Origin of the sequence: Schleiferilactobacillus harbinensis DSM 16991 (assembly GCF_000425885.1) — a bacterium.
Lineage (GTDB): Bacteria > Bacillota > Bacilli > Lactobacillales > Lactobacillaceae > Schleiferilactobacillus > Schleiferilactobacillus harbinensis.
Map to the genome: position 1 here is coordinate 1 of NZ_AUEH01000037.1, position 20,988 is coordinate 20,988.

Below are 20,988 nucleotides of genomic sequence, written 5' to 3' on the forward strand. Positions count from 1 at the left end.
CTTCAAGGATAGGTCTTCATGGCCTATTTTGTTAAATCAACCCGGTCGATTGGTCTAACTCAATCGGTGTTGCACTTCAATTTTAAATCCGGCGATGGAACGAATTGGTTTGCCTTGCCCAATAATTAGTTGACATTGACGCCAGTCCGACGTGTGTTGGACTGTTTTTTTATTAACGCCGTTTGAACCACCGGAGGATGCGTTCTCCGCGATATACCCAGCGATTCTCTTGCGCAATCACATGTAAGGCCTTTTTGCCTGCCACCGCATCTTGAATCTGTTCAGTCCGCAAGGCAACCAAATTCTGGGGCAGATTATCCGGGGCAAAATAGGCCAATTCTTTCGTCTCAGGACCGGCAGCAATCGGCTGTTGATCGCTGCTGACGTTGATCACAAAAATGGATTGGACATCTTCGTGCAATAATCGGAAATACGTTCCGACCAGGTGATCAATCGTCCCATTCAGGCCGGTTTCTTCTCTGATCTCTCGCCGCACGCCGAGTTCCGGCAGCTCACCCGCTTCCTGGGTGCCGCCGGGCAAATCCCAAAGCGGGTAATCCCGGCGGCGGACGAGGAGTACCTTGCCAGCGGAATCACGGATAACACCGAATGCACCATATGTCGTCACTTTGTTGCCTGCTTTCTTTGACTGCTGCACTGCATCAGCGCCTGCTTCTTATATACTGTATTCAGCCAATAATGACAGTATATCGCAAGAGGGGCACTGACAAACTTACATCTAAAGTCTGATACACCCCATTTTGCCCTTGAAGTAATATTATATTGGATATAGCATAAGACGTGAAATAGTAAAGGAGGTGCCCCAGTGAGTATTCAAGTGAGCAGTGAGCTGCTCGACGGTATGGTGCTGGCCTTACTGAAGCGTGAGGACATGTATGGCTACATCATCACCAACCGAATCGCCGAGTCGGTATCGATTTCCGTCTCCACCATGTATCCTGTCCTGCGGCGCCTGACTACCGCTGGTTTGCTGGAAACCTACGACAAACCCTTCCAGGGCCGCAACCGGCGCTATTACCGGATCACCGTCGCCGGACGCATGAAATTGGTTGAGATTTTAAAGGATTGGGAGCAGTACAAAATCAGTCTGGATGAGATCCTGTATCCAAAGAACGAAAAGCACCATACTAGGGAGGGAGTCAAGTGATCATGACCGTAGAAGAGTATTTTTCTGAATTAGCCCAGGAGCTGCAGCCCATGCCCGCCGCTGACCGGGACAGCGTCCTGGAGTATTACCACGAATACACCGAGGACGCCCACATCACCAGCGGGGATGCCTTGACGGTGCAGCTGGGTACGCCGAAGCAGTTGGCCGCTCAATTGCTGGCGAATCAATCCATCAAGGAGACCGTCACGGTGAACGAAACCGCACCGACGAAACCCCATTATCGCCAGAACGCCCACAATACATGGCTGATCGTCCTGGCTGTACTCTCCTTGCCCCTATCACTGCCGTTATCGATTGCAGTGGGCGCCATTCTCTTTGCCGGGTTGATCGCCATCGCCGCCGTGGCGTTCGCGGTGCTCATCACCCTGGGGGCATTGGTTCTGGCGGGCATCTGTGTCACCATTGCCGGATTATACATTGGTTTTACACTGATCTTTTCCAATTTATTCGTCGGCATGGCTTACTTAGGCTTCGCTCTGATCGGCATCGGTTTGACCCTGCTCTTGGCGCCTTTCACTTACCAAACCACCTTGTTCTTTGTTCATGCCACCAGCAATTTTTCCCGTTATCTTTATACCAAGGTCACCCGGAACAAACATTTATCGGCTGAAGGAGGCTCGCAATCATGATGAAGAAAATGTTGAAAACTGGTCTGCTATTCCTGCTGGTTGGATTTGTTCTAGCCGGTATTGGCGTGGCCAATGGCGGACTGCAAACCGTTGTCTGGGGCGACGGTCAGCCGCAAGTCCGGACCGCGACCACCAGCAAAACGACCGGTAAAGTGGCCGCCTTCCATAGTATCCAAGCGGACATCACTGATGGCGACGTGCTCATCCGCCCTGGCGACGACTACCAGGTGACGACCAACGGCTTGCCGCGCAAGGATTTCTCGATTCAAGTGCGCCAAGGTAAATTGACGATCACCCAACCCATCACCCACGATCAATACTTTAGTATGCGGGTCTTCGATTTCGAACGGGACCATCAAGTGGTCATTACTGTACCGCACAATACAAAACTCCAAAGCGTGTCCCTGGCCGCCAAAGATGGCGATATCACGCTATCCGAACAGACGATGACTGATTTGGCGATCGACAGCAGCGACGGCGATGTCACGCTGACTACAGCGGTCGTATCTGGCACCACAACGATCAAGGCCCTGGACGGCGATGTGACGGTCAATGATAGCCAGTTGCAAAAAACGGGATTGACCAGCCGCGATGGCGATGTCGTGCTGCGCCAGGTGACACTCACTGGCGGCACAATTGACTTGAGTGACGGCGACTTCACCGCTCACGACAGCATTTTTAACAAGACGGTGCGGGTGAGCAACTCAGATGGCGACAACACGGTTACCGGAGCTGATCAGCAGAAGGGCTACACGGTGCATAGCGCTGACGATGACAATTCTCTTTTCGGCAAGCACCAAGAAGATGGCGGAACGTTGACGCATAATGCGGATGCGGCAGATCATCTTTATCTGAACAGCAGTGACGGCGATAATAGCGTCCGCTAAGCCGTGTTTATTATCGCGTTAACCAAAAGGCACGATCAGCATCCAACATTCCGGATACTGACCGTGTCTTTCTGCTTATCAACTGTTAATTGATACCAAACGCCGGATCATACCGCAACACGCCTTGCACCTGAGCCAAGCCACCGGCTTGCAGCTCCCGCACCATGAAGTTCTCATCGGCCACCGTGAACGGGGCGGTGATGCGGTACTGGCTGGCGGGGACGAAGCCGAAGCGGCCATAGTAGGCAGGATCGCCCAACACTGAAATGGCCCGAATGCCATCGCCAAACGCCATGGCCTCTAAGTACATGATCAGGGCGGTACCTAGACCCCTTTTCTGTTCCGTTGGCAATACTGCGACGGGGGCCAACACCCAAATTGGCCATTGCTGGCCATCCGCGGCCACGACTTGGGCCAGGCTCAGCATGGCGTGGCCCAGGACACGGCCGTCATCACTGACTGCCACGGCATCATATTCCGGCCGATACGTTTTACTTTGCCGAAGCTTCGCCACCAGCTCAGCTTCATTGCCGTCACTGTGGGCGGCCGTGGCGAATGCCGCAGTGATTACCGGCAAACTTTTTTCTGCCAGATCCTTGGTAACTGGCGTAATTTGCATCATTGATCCTTCTCTCGATTTATTTCCATTTCTATTTTAACAAATTATTCCCCGGGAAATATGGCGATTCATTATCAACGCGGGCGATCCGGCCTACACTGGGAACAATAAAGTGCGAAGGAGAGGATACCCACTATGTCTGAACGTATTGCCCTATTAGCCGATGTCCACGGCAACGCCACCGCTCTGGAGGCCGTGTTGGCAGATGCCAAAGTCCATCAGGCCACCCGTTATTGGTTCCTGGGGGACATGATCATGCCCGGTCCGGGGACAGAAAATCTGTTCCAGCTGCTGGCCGATGTGGACACGGAAGTGATCCTCAACGGTAATTGGGAAGAGGCCTTCTTTGACGCCCTCACCGGCGATATCTATCCCGATGACCCATCGGACGTTTACTTTGTCCGGCTCAGCGAATACTTGGCAGAACACCTGTCGGCAGCCACGATTGCTACCATGAAAAAAAGACCGATCGCCGTCACGCGCCAAGTGGCGTCATTGACATTCGGTCTCACCCATAATTTACCGGATCACGCCGGCGGCCATTCGCTGTATCCCAATCAACCCCAACGCAACTATGATATGCTCTTTGCCAATCAGCACATTGATGTCGCCGTCTTCGGTCATATCCATCAGCAGCTCCTGCGTTACGGCAGCCAAGGCCAACTGATCATCAATCCCGGGGCAGTCGGTCAGGCCTATGACCCGCACGCGGTGCTTTCCACCGACCACCGCGCTCAATATGCTCTGGTGGACGTGGCGGACAACGGTATCAACCAAGTCGATATGCGCCGGGTCCCTTACGACGCCGAGAAAGAACTGCAGTTGGCCAAGGCGACGGATCTGCCTTACTTAGAATTGTATACAAAACTGCGCCGGCACGGGCATACTTTCACCCATGACGATGCGCTGCTGCGGCAAGTCAACGCCGACCATGGTTATCGCCAAGATGTCATCGACTTTGCCCACCGGTTGCATCAGAACTAGCGGCGCTGAGCAGCCCGCCAGTCCAAATATCGCCGCGCCCGCCAGATCCGCCATTGGGTCACGAGCCGCATTCCCCAGCGCGGCCAATGGATAAAGGCGTTGCGCAACTTGTACTTGTGCCGCCAAGCCGCCAGATCCGCGGCAATCTGCTGACGGGTCCAATACTGATAATCATGCTGCACATAACGCAGGGCATCCCGAATGTCCTGGTCGTCTGTTCCGTGCCACCGTTGCGGCATCAGGAACTGCGCCCGGGGCCGCGCGTGGAAGCCTTGTTTTTTGCGCTGGACGGCCACGATTCGGCCCAGACCCATGGGCGGCACCGATTTGTCCGTGTAAGGGCCAAGGGGGTAAACGATCAGTGCGCCGCGCAGAAATTGAGTCGCCGCGTCAAGGCCGACATTCTCTGTGTACTGCTTTAAGGCGCCTTGCAAATCATTCGAGAACGTCATCCACTGGGACCGGTGTTTGCCATGCCCGTCCAAGCCCTCAATTTTTGCGATATATCGATTCCGCTGAGTCATAGTTGCCCTCCCTTTTCCCACTGACTACTGTCGCAACTCCCAGCACCCTTGTCAATATTTTCCACCTGGATTCCCAATTTTCAGAAAAAGGGTGGTATACTACGGTGTGTATTGATTGAGTGAGCACTCAATCAATGCCGGGGAGGAGGAGCAGTTCATGATTCAAAGAGTATACGACTTCGATTCCGAAACGCAAGATGTCGTTCAGCCGGCCGGCAAGCGCCGTGCCCCCAACGTGGCCAAAGCTTTGGCCCGTCAATATAGTAAACCAGTGTACACTGCCGCTAAGCTTTTCGGCTATGTACTTTGTCCCGGTGCACTCCATGTACGGGTAGCTAATCCAGAAGTGTTAGCCCCCTATCAGGATCAAGGATATTTTCTTTACGGCAATCATACGCAACCGATGGGGGACGCTTTCTTTCCCATGGTTTTGACCCACGGCCGGCCGGCTCGCACTATCGCCAACGTCGAGAATCTGCAAGTACCGATCCTCGGACCGTATCTGCAAATGGGCGGCGCCCTGGTCGTACCGCCGGAACTGCATGCAATGCCTCAATTTTTGAACCAGGTTACTGCCTGTATTCAGGCGGGCCAACCAGTGACGGTATACCCGGAAGCCCATGTGTGGCCCTATGATACGCATATTCGGCCGTTTACCCGGGCCGCCTTCCATTATCCGGTGGCGTTACAGGTCCCAAGTTTTTCCATGACCACTGCTTATCAGCAGCGCCGCTGGGGCAGCCGGCCGAAAATCACCGTCTACTTGGACGGCCCATTTCTCCCCGACCGCAGTTTAGCCCCCCGGGCCCAGCAAGCGGCACTGATGAACCAGATCCACGCGCGGATGGTTGCCCGGGCTAAGGAATACAGTACCTACGCCTACGTAACCTATCGCAAGCGGGAGGTAATCCAATGAATATTCTTTATTCCGGCGACGCCCGCATCAGCGACGGCGTCCTCATTTCAATTCTGTCATTATTAAAGCACGTGCGCCAGCCGCTGCACATTTATCTGCTGACGGCCGCCATGACCGCTAACGGCCAGCATTATGCGCCGGTGAAAGATACCACCGCCGCATTTTTGAATCGGCTGGCAAGTCAACGCAATCCACAATCCACGGTGAAAAAAATCGATATCACTGCACTGTTTACCGCCGATCCGCCGTTGGCCAATATGGCCACTCGCTTCACCCCGGGCTGCATGCTCCGGCTATATAGCGATCAAGTGCCGGAATTGCCCGATCGGCTGCTGTACCTGGACGCCGACGTGGTCTGCCGGCAAGACCCCACCGACTTTTATGCCCAGGACCTGGGGCAGGCCGAATTCGTCGGCGTCCTGGATCATTATGGCAAATGGTTCTTCCACCACGGTCTGCGGCCTTTTGACTACATTAATTCCGGTGTTTTACTGCTGAACATGCCCCAAATCAGAAAGACTGGTTTGTTCGCCAAAACCCGGGAACGGTGCCGCACCCACAAGATGTTCATGCCGGATCAATCGGCCTTGAACAAGCTGGCTGTCCATAAACGGCTGGCCCCCGCCAAGTATAACGAACAGCACGACATGAAACCCGATACGGTTTTTCAGCACTTCAGCACCCGGCTGTTCTTTTTCCCTTATTTCCATACTCAAACGGTCAAACCGTGGCAGCCCCAAGCGATGCACCAAGTACTGCACGTCCACGCCTACGACGATATTCTCAAAGAATACACCGCCCTGGCGCCGGCCCTGAAAGGAAGTTATTCCCATGACAAAAACTAATTCTGAAATGCCCATCTTTTTCGCAATCAATGACGCGTATGTCCCCTGTCTGACCGTCGCCTTGCATTCCCTTACCGAACACGCAGCCCCGGCCAACCAATACAAAATCATCGTTTTGCACCAAGGCCTGACGCCCGCCAACCAAGCTAAATTGCAGGCACTGAGCACAGCCAATGTGGCAGTGACGTTGATGGCCATGGACGAGCAATTGGAAAAACAAATTAACGACCAGAGCAACAGTCTGCGCGGGGATTACTTCACTTATACGATTTATTTTCGCTTATTTATCGCCGACATGTTCCCACAATACGATAAGGCACTGTATTTAGACGCCGATATCGTGGTCGAAACTGATCTGGGCGATCTCTTCGCCGAAGACTTGGGCGATAACTTCTTTGCCGGTGTCGCGGATAGTTACATGAACAGTGATGACGTCATGGGGACTTACGCTGAAGAAGCTGTCGGCGTTCCCCGGGAAGACTATGTCAACTCAGGTATGTTGCTGCTGAACTTGACCGCTTTGCGGCGGGAGCAGTTCAGTCAGCATTTCTTATCCCTGCTGAATCAGTACCACTTCGCCAGTTTAGCCCCAGACCAAGACTACATCAACGCCATGGGCCACGGCCGGATCCATTACTTGCCCACTGCCTGGAATGTCCAGGTACGCAATACTGGTGACGCCGCCGCGACGCCGCATCTGGTGCACTATAATCTGTTCAGAAAGCCCTGGCACTACAGCGACGCGCCCCATGCCGACTTTTTCTGGCAAGAGGCCCAGCGTCTGCCGATCTACCCGGACTTTCAAAAGAGCCTGCAAGCCTACACCGCAACGGATCGGCAAACTGATTTAGACAAATTGGCCCACATGCAGCAGCTCGGGCGGGACATTTGCGCCAAACACCCCACCTTCAAAGAAATTCAGGCGCAAACAGGGAGTGTTGCATTATGATTGCTCAACTATTCGCCCCCAGTGACCGGGCACCGGTCATTGCTAATATTGAGAAAGCCGTCGCGGCCGACCAGTTCAACAGCAAAGTGGAAACGGACGACCCAAACATTTCAATCAACCGGGAACAGGAATTATTGACCAACTATGTCCGGGATATTCATACCTGGTCTTATCGCGCCAACAATCTGATTGCCCGTACCGCGATGAACACCGCCGCCCGAGTCGTCACCCGGAACATGATCGTCACCGGTCAAGAAAATCTAGCGGCAACGCCTGGCGGCGCGATCGTTACCAGCAACCACTTCAGTCCCATTGAAAACATGCTGGTCCGCAAAGCCCTGGGTATGCACCGGTTGTATATCGTCAGCGAAGCGACGAACTTCTTCATGGATGGGTGGCTGGGCTACCTGATGCGCTATGCTGATACCATCCCAGTCAGTAAGGACATCCATTATGCCGGTCTGACTCTGCCGGACTTGCTGACCGAGCGGCTGAATGCTGGTCACAAGGTGCTGATCTATCCCGAACAGGAAATGTGGTTCAACTACCGCAAGCCGCGGCCGCCTAAGCGCGGGGCTTACTTCTATGCTGCCCGCCTCAATGTGCCCATCGTGTCCTGCTTCGTGGAAATCGCGGATATGCACCGCCAGTTGACCGATCAATTCAACGAAACCCAATATCGGCTGCACATTCTGAAGCCAATTTTCCCCGACCCCGCCATATCCCCCCGGGATAACAGCCTGCGCATGGCTGCCCAGGATTATGCCCAGAAAAAGGCGGCATACGAAGCTATCTATCGGCAGCCTTTAGATTATAATTTCTCTCCCAGCGATATTGCCGGTTGGATTCCCGCTCGGCAGGAGGCGGTGCATGATGATGACCACTAATGACGATCTGCAACTCTTTCGTGATGCCCACATCCTGGATGGCTTGACCGACAAACAGATCAGCATCTTGGCGGCCGCCATTGATGTCTTCGCGGCCAATGGCTACGCCAATTCCAGCACCAAAGAAATTGCCCGCCGCGCTGGCGTGGCGGAAGGTAACATCTTCAGCACTTTCAAGAACAAACGCGGACTGCTCCACGCCATTATCGATCCGGTGCGCCAGTCGCTGTTTCCCCAGGCTATGGATGAACTCGTCAAATACAAGCTGGCCGTGAAGTACACCACCCTGCGCGAATTTCTCGACAACATCATTCGGGACCGCATCGGCTACTTGCGGGCGAACAGCAAAGTGATCAAAATCTTTGTCTCGGAATTATTCTATGATCAAGACATGCGCAGCCAATTCGTGCGCAAGTTTCCCGTTGCCTACTGGCTGCAATTTGATCGCCAATTTCACCACTTGAAGCGGCTCGGTCAGCTGGTCAACTGGAAAAATGGAGAAATCGGGGAAGTAATGTCCGGCATCATCGGCGAAGTCTTCCTTGGGTATCTTTTCTTTGGCCAGCCCTTGTCGGACGCAACAGTCCAACGAACGATCGATACATTGGTGACCGTTTTGACACCGCGGGTCTAAAAAATCTCCCCCAATCGTGTGTACACGCACCACGATTGGGGGAGATTTTTTCAGCTTAAGCTTTCAGTGTCTCCCGCACCAACGGATACACCGCTCCAATCAACCCAGCATCATTATGCAAACCGGTTGTTTTGACGGTACCCAGGGCCTTATCTTGAATATAGTGCAAACTCTCATGACGAATCAGGAACTCCTTGAACTTGGCCTGCAGCATGGTCATAAACTCGGTGTTGGCGCTGATACCGCCGCCAATCAGGATCAGTTCCGGGTCAAAGTTCGCAAATAAGTTCAGCAGCATGATGCACACATCTTCGATAAATTGATCAACAATGGGTTCGGCAATCGGGTCCTTATCTTGGGCCAGCTGCAAAATCTGCCGAGCATCGGTCACCGTGGGCTCATCGGGATAGACCCGGTGAACCGACATATTGTAGCGCCGGACCATGCCGCTGACCACCGCTGCATGCCAATTCAGCGATGCATCTTCCAGTTTTTGCGTCAGATCAATGTCATGGGTGATATTCCAGCCGAACTCGCCGGCCATCCCATGGGCGCCCCGGTAAACATCGCCGTTGATGACGATGCCGCCGCCAACGCCGGTCCCCAGGACCACGCAAAGATAATTTTCGACGCCCTGGGCATTGCCAAGCCAGTGTTCGGCAATCGCCGCGGCATTCGCGTCATTTTCTACTTTGACTGGCAAGCCAGTCATCTCTTTCAATTTATCAGCCAAAGGATAACCGTTGAGACACTTGATTGCTCCAGCCGTAATCATGTAGCCGTCCCGTCGGACAATACCGGGAATCGACACGCCGACACCGGCTACCGCGAACTTATTTTTGTACTGTGCAACAACTTTCTGCATCCCGGCTAGCAACGGGACCTGCTTCTTCTCCGTCGGCAGTGCTCCCTTCTCGACAATCTTTCCGGCAGCATCAACTACCCCGTACTTGATCGTTGTACCACCCATATCAAATCCCACGTAATACTTCATACTGCTTCCCCATTCCTTTTAGTCTTGATCATATTTTGCGAACACCCGTTGCAGCAGCCAGCTTTGCAGATACGCCGTGCCGGCAAAGCCCATCAGTAAGATGATGATGAACAGCCAATGGTACTTGAACGGCAGATAGAAGATGACGGCAATCATCAGCAGAAAGATGACGATCGATTCCCAGGCATTGCCCACCGCCAGGGTCACCGAATTGCGCAGAATCTGCCCAATGGTTTCCTGATAGCGAGCGGCCAGCGGAAAGATATACATCACCGCCAGCAACGCCACCGCGTAGACGGCAATCACCGCAATCATGACCGGTGAAGTGCCGCCGATCCACCAGTAGCCGCCCACCATTCCCGCGGCCAAACCAATGACCAGCAGACCCAGAAGGCTGCCCTGCCGCCAATTGGCCCGGTAAGCGCGCCAAAATCCAGGCGCCACAGCGACCGTATTGAGATCATCAAGTTTCAACGCCATACTGTACAGCGCCGTCAGTGATGCCCCGACGGTCACGATGGGCAGTGCTCCGATAACGAATAACACGTTCAAGACAATCAGCTGATAGATCTTCTGCAATATCCGATAAGCCTTGCCGTCTAGTGCAAAGAAGCGGGCCATCGTCATCATCTCCTTTAAAGAAAAAGGGCCGCCGCCGGCCCTTTCCCCATTATACAAGTTACTTCATATTCAATTTCTTCATGTTCGCTTGAATATTCTTGTCGCGGGTCTTGTTGATCTGATCAATACTGTTATCCTTTTCGAAGTCTTTATACTTCTTCAGGGTTGCATTGAAATCAGCTTCTGACTTGGCCCGAATCAAGCTCACCAGCGTTGTGCTCCAGTTCGTTTGAATCGCAGAGTACGCCCGAGCTTCTTGCGTACCAGGATCCGGCACAATGTTTTCAGTCTTGAATTGCGGTGTCAGATACTTCTGACCCCATGCCTGCATCTGCCAAACGGCCTTCACGTAGGAATCCTTGTTCAAGGCCTTGTAGCGGTCATGACCAAAGAGAATGAATTCGCCCATCCGGTACTGATTCTGCCATTTATCCGGATCAGATTGCTGAACCTTCAACGCACTCGGCGTCCACTTCACCATGCCGTCACCGGCATCTTCATAAGTCTGGCCCTTGATGCCGAAATTGACTAACATTTGGCCGCGATCACTCAACAAATATTCAAATACCTGAATGGCCTTAGCTGGATTCTTGGACTTATTCGAAATGTAATTGATCAACCAACCCGAAATCCCTGCTTGGGACAATGTTGGTTTACGGCCAACTGTACTTTGAATTCCGTCAATGGCGATATATTGCTCATCAGGATGCTTAGAGGCAAAGGTTTGCAAGTTGATCCCGTGATTGACGTCACTACCCATCATGATTGTGGCGTACTTACCAGCGTTGACTTTTTCATTAAAGGCATTGGAGTCATCGGTAAAGCTGTCATCGCTGATATTGCCCGCTGCATGGACTTCACGGAACGCATTCAGCCACTTCAGATAATCGCTGTCCAGGTTACGAGCATAGTACTTATTGTCTTTGGTAACGATCGGCACACCCAACATATCCTGAACGACGTTGTCCAGCGAACTGTTCCCGCCAGAGAAATCATTGAAGCCAAACGGGCTCAGCTTCGGGAATTTCTCCTTAATTGCAGCCATTCCTTTGACGAAGCCTTCTGGAGTTGTGAAGTCCTGTTTCCCGATAGCCGCCAAGACATCTTTACGGATGATAAAGGCATCTCGTGCGGGTACTTTGCCGGACTTGTAATCGGCTTCCGTATTGGAATAGTTCGGATAGCCATAAGTCTTGCCATCCTTCAGCTTGTACCAATTTAAAGTATCGGTCCGAGCGACTTTGTAGAAATACGGATCATACTTCGTAGCCAAGTCTTGCAACGGATAAGCCCATTGATCAGCCGTCCGGGCAACCTTAGAGTTTGGATCACCGATGGTCACGATATCCGGCAATTTGCCGGAGGCAAAGTACGTGTTTAACTTGGTGTCATCCCCGGTGACAAACTTGATGTTTAAGTTCAAATCTTTCTTGATTTGCTTGGTGATCATGTCCTTGCCGTAAGACTTGTTCCACCAATCCGCATTGACATACCAGGTCAGTGTGTTGTCTTTGCTCTTGTCGGATTTCCAAGCCGGGGTGTTCTTTGATACTTTGTAACCCGCCTTCGGTAGATTATCGCCCGACTTTGCTGAATCAGAACCAGAGGAACCGCACCCGGCGGCAATTAACATAGTAGCTGTCGCAACGGCAGCAATGACGCCAAGACGCGCCAAACGTTTTGTAATACTCACTGTGGACATCTCCCTCAAATATTTCTTCATGACAGACTATTCCTTCACGGCGCCCAACATAGTGCCGCTTACGAAGTATCGCTGAACAAACGGATAAAGAATCAGAATCGGCAGGATCGTGATCATGATCGTGGCCAGCTGCACCCCCCTTGATGTGGTACTGATCGCTACTTGGGCTTTCAACCCCGTTGTACTCGCTGCTTGGGCTTTGACAATAATATCGTATAAGCGCATCTGCAATGGATAGAGTCCTTCATTGGTCACGTACAGTTTCGTGGTCATGAAGTCGTTCCATTGCCAGACCCCGTTGAACAGGGCAATCGTGGCTAAGGCCGGTTTGGATAGGGGCAAAATAATGCTCCAGAACACCTTGTAATCACTGGCCCATCGATTTTGGCAGATTCTTCCAGGGAATCCGGTACTTGACGGAAGAAGTTCATGAGGATGATGACGTCGTAGTAGCTGAACAAAGACGGAATGATATAGACCCAGAAGGTATCCAGCATGCCCAAGGACTTGATCAGCAAGTAAGTCGGAATCATCCCGCCGGAGAAGAACATCGTGATGATGCCCATGGTGGAATACAACTTGCGGCCCCGCAACCGCCGCTTGCTTAATGGATATGCAACGATTGCACAGAACAGTGTGTGGGTAATGACCCCCACTGCGGTTTTGGCAAACGAGATAAAGAACGAACGCCACAAGCCCGGATCGCGGAATACCGCACGGTAATTATCTAGTGACAGCTGCTGCGGCCAAAAGATAAAATTGCCGTTACTCAATGCCGTTGATGAGGCAAAGGATGAAATGACAATGTTCCAAAGCGGCACAACAATGATCAAGGTAAACAAACTCAGAATGATGATATTGACAACATTAAACACCCGGGTGCCTTTGGTTTCGCGGACGCGACTGCCAGACTTGCGGGTACCGAATGGCGATTTTCGTGCACTTTTTAATTCCATGATTTTCGCCCTCCCCTTACAATACCGACTGGTTGTCGTTCAGTTTCTTGGTTACCAAGTTGGCTCCAACCAATAAGATCACGGAGATCACGGATACCCCAAGACCTACGGCGGTCGCATACGAGAAGTCGCCTTGGGTCAGCCCAACCCGATACACATAGGAGTTGATGACTTCAGCGGCTGGCTGGTTTTGAGAATTCATCAAGACCAAGGTCTGATCCAAGTTAGAACCAAACAGCGCGGATACCGAAAGAATCAAATTCAACGAAATGATGTTGCTGATGCCGGGCAAGGTAATACTCCAAATTTGGCGCAACTTCGACGCCCCATCCATTTCCGCCGCTTCGTAATAGGTCGGATCGATTCCGGCCATGGTGGCCAGGTACAAGATGGTACCCCAGCCGACTTCTTTCCAGACGTCGGACCAGGCAGCAATGTTCCAATACTTATTGGCATCCAACATGTAGTTAGCCTGAGAATGGAACCCAATCAAACCGAGGAACTGATTGATCAACCCATTAGAGGACATCCAGTTGATCAGCATCCCGCCTAAGATGATCCACGATAGAAAGTGGGGCAGGTAGGTAATCGTCTGCACGATTTTTTTGAATGGTCCCCAGTTCACTTCATAAATCATGATGGCTAAGGCGATTGGTAAGAAGAACTCAATCGTCAGCTTGATGGCACTGATGCCCACTGTGTTCCACACGGCTTGCCAGAAGTACTTGTCGCCCATGATCGTTTGAAAGTTCTGGATGCCATTCCATTTCGCCCCGCCAATGGTATCAGTGACTGAATAGCTCTTGAAGGCTAAGGTCAAACCATAGATGGGAATAAAGTTGAACACGATCATAAAGAGAATCCCTGGAAGCATCATCGACTGCATCTGCCATTGCGAGCGGAAATCGGTGAACCAATTCTTCAATCGAGTCCCGACACTCCGCTTTCTCCCCGCAGGAACTGCTTTCATTGTACACACCCCTTTGCACTGAATAAAAACGTTTTTATTATATTGGAAACTGCAAGCTCACTTGATGGTCGTCGAATTACGGACAACCAGCTGACCGTCCAAGACTTCTGACTGGCCTTGATCATTATTGCTGATCATGCCCACCAACTGCTTCACCGCCAGCACGCCTTGCCGCCCGATGGGATTCCGGGTAGTCGTGAGCGACGGTTGAAAATACTGCGCGATTTCGACATCATCGAACCCAATGACACTCACCTCTTGGGGCACACTGATGCCGCTCTCCTTCAATGCCCGCATAGCACCAATGGCTGAAATATCATTCCCAGCTAGAATGCCGTCCGGGATATCCTCCGGATGCAGACTGATGAACCGGCGCATTTCGCTATACGACGTCGGTTCTTCGAACAACCCGAGAATAATCAAGTCTTTATTCACGGGTAACCCATATTTTTTTAACGCATCCTCATAGCCTCGCTGCCGTTCGTTGCTATCGTAGTTATCTGGATAACCCGCAAGATAGGCGATCTTGCGACGACCAAGGCTGATGAGATACGCTGTGGCGTCAAACGCTTCCTGATAGGAATTGAACGTAATACTGCCAATCTTGTCCGCAACCATTGGCCGATCCAAGAAGATTGCTGGGACGCGGTGCTGACTGATCATATCAACGTCTGGGCCAGTGATTCGACTTTCAAAGACGATCACCCCGTCAACCACGTTGCCGAAGAGATAGTTTTGAATCGTATCATGGCGCTTGGTGACGAAGACGTTCAGCCCAAAACCCATGTTATCGGCCGTCCGAGCGATGGATTCGATCAACGCATAGAAGTAAGGCCCGGAAACACTGTTGGTGAAGAACCCCAGCATGTTGGTTTGGCCAGATTTCAATTGCTTACCTAAAAGATTAGGTACATAATTGAGCTCTTTAGCCGCGGCCAATACTTTGAGCTTGGTCTCCGCCTTAACAACGTCCACCCCATTCAATGCCTTGGAAACAGTGGCAATCGAAACGCCCGCTGCTTTGGCCACATCACGGATCGTCGGCTTCATCTTCATCACCTCCCACTTTGAAAACGTTTTTACTCTTGTAGAATAGCATCTCTTTTTGATAAATGCAAGCGGTTACACTTGAGAAACATGTCCCGAAATATGGAACGTCATTATCTGAAATAACAGCAATTTAGTAAATTTTACCCACGCATCGGCATGCTTATCAGTTTATTCTGATATATCACTCACCAGTGTCAATGAAATCCACCTATACGAAATAAAAACGTTTTTACTAAATAACTAAAAACAACACCCCTCAGTTAAGGAGTGTTGTTAATTACCGCCTAATCGTCACAGGGCCGTCCACCCGCCATCAGCGACCAGCACTGCCCCGTTAACAAACTTTGCTTCATCAGATACCAGGTACAACGCCGCGTTGGCCATGTCTTCCCCAGAACCTTGCGGTGACGAAAAGCCGCCAGAAGCCTGCAGCGCCTTTTGGCCAACTGGGTCTGGATCGGTGATCGTCGCCCCAATGTTGGTCACCACGGAACCGGGGGCCAGCACGTTGGCCCGGACTTTACCCTTCACGCCATAGGTCGCCGCAATGTTCTTCGTCAGCCCGATGATGGCGTGCTTGGAAGTAACATATGCGGCGCCGCCGCGGCCGCCGAACATTCCGCCAACGGAACTGATATTCAAGATTGCCCCGCCCGTTTCTTGTTCTTCCATGATCGGCACCGCTTCGCGGCACGCCCAGAACGGTGCGTATAGATTGATTTTCAATACTTTGTCCCAAGATTCGTCAGTAGCGGTAACCACGGTCTTGAAGTTATCCACGATCCCGGCGTTGTTGACCAGAATGTCCAACCGGCCGAATTCGGTTACCGCGCGGTGAATGAGTGCTTTAATCGCTGCTTCATCGCTGACATCAGTGACATCCGCCACGGCGGTGCCGCCTGCCGCAGTAATTTCTTCGGCAGTGGCCTTGATTCCTTTTTCATCCCGATCACTGGCGAGTACCTTCGCCCCTTCTTGGCCGAAGCGCAAAGCCATGGCCTTCCCCATACCGTTACCGGCGCCGGTAATAACGACAACTTTATCCGTTAGACGTGCCATTTTATCAATCTCCTTATCCATGTGACTACAATCACAATCTACTCTTCTATTATACCGATACCGGGCTTGCTTTGGCTAGTGCTGTTTGCGGAGCGCCTGACGCCAAAAAAACAGCACTCCGCGCAAGCGAAGTGCCGCCTTTCTTCCATATTAAAGTGCTGTCCAGCCGCCGTCGGCAACTAACACCGCGCCATTAACAAACTTGGCCTCATCAGATACCAGGTACAAAGCCGCATTGGCCATGTCTTCGCTGGAGCCCACCGGTCCGTCGTAACCGCCGGCATCCCGCAGGGCTTGATCGCCCAACGGGTCAGGGTCGGTGATTGCGGCGCGAATGTTCGTGGTGATCGTCCCAGGGGCCAATGCATTAGCCCGGACTTTACCATGCACGCCATACGTGGCGGCGATGTTCTTCGTCAAACCGATGACACCATGCTTGGAGGCCACATACGCCGCCCCGCCCAGGGCACCGAACAAACCGCCCACCGAGCTGACATTCAGGATGACCCCGCCGCTTTCTTGCGCATTCATGATTGGCACGGCTTCCCGGCAAGCCCAGAACGGTGCGTACAAATTGATCTTCAACACCCGGTCCCACGACTCATCCGTGGCCGTCACCACGGTCTTGAAATTATCGGGAATGCCGGCATCATTGACCAAAATGTCCAACCGGCCAAATTCCGCGACCGCCCGATGAATCAGTGCCTTCACCGCCGCCTCGTCACTGACATCGGTGACATCCGCCACTGCAGTACCGCCAGCAGCCGTAATCTCTTTGACCGTCTCTTTGATCCAGGTCGCATCGCGATCACTGGCGAGCACTTTGGCGCCCTCTTGGGCAAAGCGCAGCGCCATGGCCTTCCCCATGCCGTTGCCCGCACCGGTGATGACCAATACTTTATTTGCTAAACGAGCCATTTTCACCGTCTCCTTTTATGTGACTGCAATCACAATAACCGACTATATTGTAGTCAGGGAGACAGCCGATGGCTAGCGAGACGCCTCAGCAATGTGCCCACGATAAAACAACAGTCCGCCTAGTAACAGTACCGCACTGCCAATCAGCCCCACGGCCCAGCCGTAGCTGAAGTGCATCGCCTGGATAAACCAGTGCGGCTGGGCATGGGGATAGGCCGTCACCCGCCGACCGGCTTGTTGGGACATATCCCAATACAATAGCGAGGTGGCCAGTGATAACCCCAGTGCCATGCCGATATTGCGGCCTAGCGCCGCCATCGCTCCGGCGATTCCTTGATATTCCTTACCGGCATTGCCCATGATCATTGGATTGTTCTGGAATGCGCCATTGGCCACCCCGAACATCGCCAGCCCAAAGATCAGCCAGCCCAGCGACCAAGCGGGCTGAACAAAAAGAAAGAGGAGCAGCGGCACGAAGAAAATGAACAGCGCGTAAAAGGACACTTTTTCCGCGCCAATATGATCACTAATGATGCCGCCGGTGGGCGCGCTGATCATATTCAGCAACGGCACTGCCATCAGGATCAGGCCGGCGGTCGCCGAGGACAAAGCCAGTGTTTCTTGCAGGTAAAACGGCATGATCACATTGTTGAAATAACCCACCATGTAAACCAGCATCGCGGTGATGATGCCAATGGTGAACCCAGGTGAGCGGAAAATCCCCAGCGTGATCAGCGGCGCCGCCACCCGTTGTTCAATGAAAATGAATCCAACCACCAGGACTGCAGCCAGAGCAAAAAGTGCAATTACGCCCAGATGGCTGAAGCCAACCCCTTGTCCCCAGTAAATGGCGATGAAGAAACTGATGACCGCCAAGGCAAAGGTGCTATACCCCGGCCAGTCCACTTGGACATGGCGAAACACCACTGGCTCGTGGGGATAAATGCGATAACCGACAATGAACGCAATGATCCCAATCGGCACATTGATAAAGAAAATCCAATGCCAGTTAGCAATGGCCAGAATCACCCCGCCGATTCCCGGTCCGGCGATATTGCCGATCTGCACAAAGGTACTATTCAGCCCCAGGGCGCGACCGTGTTCACCCATGGGAAACGCTTGGGTGATGATGCCGAAATTCGAAGACATCACCATCGACGCGCCGAGGGCTTGAAACAACCGAGCACCCAGCAGCATCGGCAGGCTCACACTGAACCCGCAGGCCAGCGATCCCGCCACGAAGATCAGCGTACCTGTCTGGAAGACCAGGATCCGGCCAATCTGATCGGCCAGCCGGCCAAAGAAAATGAGCAACGCGCAAATCGCTACCAAATAAACAGAAACCACCCATTCCGCCTGATTCATCGGCACCCCTAACTCTCGGGAAATATGGGGAATCGCAATATTCACAACGCTGGCGTCCAGGGTCGACATAAACGACACCATAGAGGTGGCAAACAGCATGATCCAGCGGGACCGTTGTTCCACGTGAAACACTCCTTCATTTTCTTAATCATTCAGCCCACGGGCTATCATTATTCCCTCATCTGGGCTATGATAGCCGTACGGTACGTGTCTCCCATTGTACTGCAAAAGGAGGAATTATCTCATGGCACAAAATGAAACACCGCGGGTACAGGATGATCTGTACGGGTATGTGAATGGTGCTTGGCAGCAGACCGCCGCGATCGACCCGGATCGGGTGTCGGCCGGCGTCTCCACCGACTTGGATAAAAAGGTTGAAAAAGAGCTGTTGGCCGACCTGAAAGCAGCGCTGGCGAAAGCCCCTGCCAAACCTAAGGACAACTTCGATAAGGCCGCTGTACTCTTCGGCAAAGCCCTCGACTTCGACCAACGGGATCGGGAAGGCCTCGGACCGATTCTGCCCCGACTGGCCAAAATCCAGGGATTGCCCGGTCTGGCCGCTTTCAATGCGGCCCTGCCCGAGCTGATTCAGGACGGATACGCACTGCCTTTCTATGTCTTCGTGGAAACGGACATGCACGATGCCACCAAGTATCAGGTGATGTTCACATCGCCGGACACGATTCTCCCGGATGTGACCATGTATGATGACCCCACGCAGAAACAAGCCCTACTGCCGGTGTGGGAGAAAATGGCCCGCCTGCTGCTCGCTCAGTCCCCGCTGAATCCGGCTGATCAGGAAGCCTACGTCAAAGACGCCCTGGCCTTCGACGCCCGCATTGCAGCACATCATTTGAGCCATGAAGATGCGGCGGTCGATGACAACTTGGATAATCCAGCGGCTTGGGACACTACTTTGGGCAAACTGGCGGGTGTTGCTGTCGCCGCCGGCCTGAAGCCGCTGCTGCCCAGCACCCCGCGCACGGTGAAATCATTGACACAAAGTATTATCAGCACTTTTCGGATACCTTCAATGCCGATACTTTCACCGAATGGCAGCATTGGGCCTATGTGGATGAACTCGTCAGCCATGCCCGCTACCTGAGCCGCGACCTGCGCAAGATTGGCGAACTGTATAACCAAGCGATCACCGGTCAACAGGAGCTGACCCCGCCGGAGCGGTTCGCTTACAACACGGTGAACCGGTTCTTCGCTGAACCGGTTGGCGTGTTCTATGGCAAGAAATATTTCGGACCCCAGGCCAAGGCCGACGTCACCCACATGGTCGAAGATTTAATTACCACGTATAAACAGCAGATCCATGACAATACCTGGCTGTCCGATCAGACCAAGGCAATGGCCGTGAAGAAACTGGACACGATGGTCATTAAGATGGGCTATCCTGAAAAGGCCCGCCCCCTGTATGACCGCATGGCCATTGACCAAGACACCCCGCTGACCACGACGCTGGATACGATCGCCAAGGTGACGCTGCAATACAGCTTTGCCCGCCTGAACAATCCGGTGGACCGCAGCGAATGGGTCATGCCCGCGCAAATCGTCAACGCCGCGTACAACCCGACGGCCAACGACATCACCTTCCCCGCGGGCATTCTGCAGGCACCGTTCTACGACGTGCACGCCAGCCAAGCTGATAACCTCGGCGGCGCTGGCGCCACCATCGGCCATGAAATCAGCCACGCCTTTGATAATAACGGGGCCTTGTATGATGAACACGGGAACAAGAAGAACTGGTGGCAGCCCGCCGATTTCGCCCACTTCAAGAAATATACTCAGGAAATGATTGCCCAGTTCGACGGCATTCCCTACGCCGGCGGCAAGATCAACGGCAAACTGGTGGTGAGCGAAAACATCGCCGACAACGCCGGCTTGAACGCGGCACTGCAGATCCTGCACCGCGCCGATGCCCCCGCCAGCGACTTCCAGGAGTACTTCATCAACTACGCCCGCTCCTGGCGGACCAAGATTCGCCCAGAATTTGAACGGGTCATCTTGAAGACCGACGTGCACGCGCCCGCCTTGCTGCGGACGAATGTACCGGTCCCGAATTTCCCGGAATGGTACAGTGCGTTCCACGTGAAACAAGGCGACACGATGTACCGTGAGCCGGCGAAACGGGTTGTGATTTGGTGAGTTAAAGCAGCCTCATAAAGTCCCACCAATGCCCACGTGGCCTATTTGGTGGGACTTTTTTGTTAGTGCGTTACCCTGTCATCACGTGATATCCTATTACAGTTAACGGGCTCCGTCATACCGCCCCGTTGACGGT

General features: G+C 52.9%; 22 protein-coding genes and 1 pseudogene. 11 read left to right on the top strand and 12 right to left on the bottom strand.

What is annotated here, in order from left to right; genetic code table 11:
- Positions 1–172: 172 nt before the first annotated feature.
- Complete coding sequence (locus H627_RS18035; protein ID WP_051225372.1) at positions 173–658, bottom strand: NUDIX hydrolase; 486 nt, start codon at positions 656–658, stop codon at positions 173–175.
- A gap of 168 nt (positions 659–826) precedes the next feature.
- Between H627_RS18035 and H627_RS0111075 the strand changes: the two genes are divergently transcribed.
- From H627_RS0111075 to H627_RS19345, 3 genes are read left to right on the top strand one after another with little or no spacing between them, the layout of a single operon-like run.
- The gene (locus tag H627_RS0111075) at positions 827–1,168 is read left to right on the top strand and encodes a PadR family transcriptional regulator (RefSeq protein WP_027829005.1); all 342 of its coding nucleotides are present in this window, start codon (positions 827–829) and stop codon (positions 1,166–1,168) included.
- Positions 1,169–1,170: 2 nt separating this feature from the next.
- Positions 1,171–1,818: a DUF1700 domain-containing protein gene (locus H627_RS0111080; RefSeq protein WP_035440788.1), complete on the top strand. Its 648-nt coding sequence runs from the start codon at positions 1,171–1,173 to the stop codon at positions 1,816–1,818.
- Entirely contained in the window at positions 1,815–2,705 is an 891-nt protein-coding gene (locus H627_RS19345) for a DUF4097 family beta strand repeat-containing protein (protein ID WP_051225373.1), read from the top strand. The genes H627_RS0111080 and H627_RS19345 overlap by 4 nt, the downstream gene beginning before the upstream one ends.
- A gap of 85 nt (positions 2,706–2,790) precedes the next feature.
- Here the strand turns inward: H627_RS19345 and H627_RS0111090 are convergent, their stop codons facing one another.
- The gene (locus H627_RS0111090; RefSeq protein WP_081674899.1) at positions 2,791–3,327 is read right to left on the bottom strand and encodes a GNAT family N-acetyltransferase; all 537 of its coding nucleotides are present in this window, start codon (positions 3,325–3,327) and stop codon (positions 2,791–2,793) included.
- Between the two features lie 132 nt (positions 3,328–3,459).
- On the opposite strand from H627_RS0111090, the gene H627_RS0111095 reads away from it, so the two are divergent.
- Positions 3,460–4,308 carry a metallophosphoesterase family protein gene (locus H627_RS0111095; RefSeq protein WP_027829008.1) on the top strand — a complete coding sequence of 283 codons (849 nt, stop codon included), beginning with the start codon at positions 3,460–3,462 and terminating at the stop codon, positions 4,306–4,308.
- Here the strand turns inward: H627_RS0111095 and H627_RS0111100 are convergent.
- On the bottom strand, positions 4,305–4,832 hold the full coding sequence (locus tag H627_RS0111100) for a DUF7679 family protein (RefSeq protein WP_027829009.1): 528 nt from the start codon (positions 4,830–4,832) through the stop codon (positions 4,305–4,307). The genes H627_RS0111095 and H627_RS0111100 overlap by 4 nt on opposite strands.
- Before the next feature lie 157 nt (positions 4,833–4,989).
- Here H627_RS0111100 and H627_RS18045 point away from each other — a divergent pair, with 157 nt between their 5' ends.
- From H627_RS18045 to H627_RS18050, 5 genes are read left to right on the top strand one after another with little or no spacing between them, the layout of a single operon-like run.
- The gene (locus H627_RS18045; RefSeq protein ID WP_051225374.1) at positions 4,990–5,748 is read left to right on the top strand and encodes a 1-acyl-sn-glycerol-3-phosphate acyltransferase; all 759 of its coding nucleotides are present in this window, start codon (positions 4,990–4,992) and stop codon (positions 5,746–5,748) included.
- Entirely contained in the window at positions 5,745–6,593 is an 849-nt protein-coding gene (locus H627_RS0111110; RefSeq protein WP_027829010.1) for a glycosyltransferase, read from the top strand. Before H627_RS18045 ends, H627_RS0111110 begins: the two co-directional genes overlap by 4 nt.
- Complete coding sequence (locus H627_RS0111115; RefSeq protein ID WP_027829011.1) at positions 6,580–7,542, top strand: glycosyltransferase family 8 protein; 963 nt, start codon at positions 6,580–6,582, stop codon at positions 7,540–7,542. Before H627_RS0111110 ends, H627_RS0111115 begins: the two co-directional genes overlap by 14 nt.
- Entirely contained in the window at positions 7,539–8,429 is an 891-nt protein-coding gene (locus H627_RS0111120; RefSeq protein ID WP_027829012.1) for a lysophospholipid acyltransferase family protein, read from the top strand. The genes H627_RS0111115 and H627_RS0111120 overlap by 4 nt, the downstream gene beginning before the upstream one ends.
- On the top strand, positions 8,413–9,063 hold the full coding sequence (locus tag H627_RS18050) for a TetR/AcrR family transcriptional regulator (RefSeq protein WP_226999195.1): 651 nt from the start codon (positions 8,413–8,415) through the stop codon (positions 9,061–9,063). The genes H627_RS0111120 and H627_RS18050 overlap by 17 nt, the downstream gene beginning before the upstream one ends.
- A 55-nt stretch (positions 9,064–9,118) precedes the next feature.
- On the opposite strand, the gene H627_RS0111130 is transcribed toward H627_RS18050, so the two are convergent.
- From H627_RS0111130 to H627_RS0111170, 9 genes and pseudogenes are all read right to left on the bottom strand, one after another.
- Entirely contained in the window at positions 9,119–10,057 is a 939-nt protein-coding gene (locus H627_RS0111130; RefSeq protein WP_027829013.1) for an ROK family protein, read from the bottom strand.
- 18 nt (positions 10,058–10,075) lie between these two features.
- On the bottom strand, positions 10,076–10,678 hold the full coding sequence (locus tag H627_RS0111135; protein ID WP_027829014.1) for a YesL family protein: 603 nt from the start codon (positions 10,676–10,678) through the stop codon (positions 10,076–10,078).
- Positions 10,679–10,736: 58 nt separating this feature from the next.
- Positions 10,737–12,371, bottom strand: a complete 1,635-nt coding sequence (locus H627_RS0111140; RefSeq protein WP_027829015.1) for a type 2 periplasmic-binding domain-containing protein — start codon at positions 12,369–12,371, stop codon at positions 10,737–10,739.
- Positions 12,372–12,407: 36 nt separating this feature from the next.
- A pseudogene (locus H627_RS18055) lies at positions 12,408–13,336 on the bottom strand (carbohydrate ABC transporter permease).
- Between the two features lie 16 nt (positions 13,337–13,352).
- Entirely contained in the window at positions 13,353–14,222 is an 870-nt protein-coding gene (locus H627_RS0111150; RefSeq protein ID WP_226911130.1) for an ABC transporter permease, read from the bottom strand.
- A 141-nt stretch (positions 14,223–14,363) separates the two neighbouring features.
- The gene (locus H627_RS0111155) at positions 14,364–15,356 is read right to left on the bottom strand and encodes a LacI family DNA-binding transcriptional regulator (protein ID WP_051225375.1); all 993 of its coding nucleotides are present in this window, start codon (positions 15,354–15,356) and stop codon (positions 14,364–14,366) included.
- A 291-nt stretch (positions 15,357–15,647) separates the two neighbouring features.
- Positions 15,648–16,415, bottom strand: a complete 768-nt coding sequence (locus tag H627_RS0111160; RefSeq protein ID WP_027829018.1) for an SDR family NAD(P)-dependent oxidoreductase — start codon at positions 16,413–16,415, stop codon at positions 15,648–15,650.
- Between the two features lie 150 nt (positions 16,416–16,565).
- Positions 16,566–17,333, bottom strand: coding sequence for an SDR family NAD(P)-dependent oxidoreductase (locus H627_RS0111165; protein WP_027829019.1), 768 nt, complete (start codon positions 17,331–17,333; stop codon positions 16,566–16,568).
- A gap of 72 nt (positions 17,334–17,405) precedes the next feature.
- Positions 17,406–18,830, bottom strand: coding sequence for an MFS transporter (locus H627_RS0111170; protein ID WP_373880566.1), 1,425 nt, complete (start codon positions 18,828–18,830; stop codon positions 17,406–17,408).
- A 112-nt stretch (positions 18,831–18,942) separates the two neighbouring features.
- On the opposite strand from H627_RS0111170, the gene H627_RS20690 reads away from it, so the two are divergent.
- Both H627_RS20690 and H627_RS19355 read left to right on the top strand, forming a co-directional pair.
- Complete coding sequence (locus tag H627_RS20690) at positions 18,943–19,803, top strand: gluzincin family metallopeptidase (RefSeq protein ID WP_051225376.1); 861 nt, start codon at positions 18,943–18,945, stop codon at positions 19,801–19,803.
- On the top strand, positions 19,692–20,852 hold the full coding sequence (locus tag H627_RS19355) for a M13-type metalloendopeptidase (protein ID WP_258457766.1): 1,161 nt from the start codon (positions 19,692–19,694) through the stop codon (positions 20,850–20,852). Before H627_RS20690 ends, H627_RS19355 begins: the two co-directional genes overlap by 112 nt.
- Positions 20,853–20,988 lie beyond the last annotated feature (136 nt).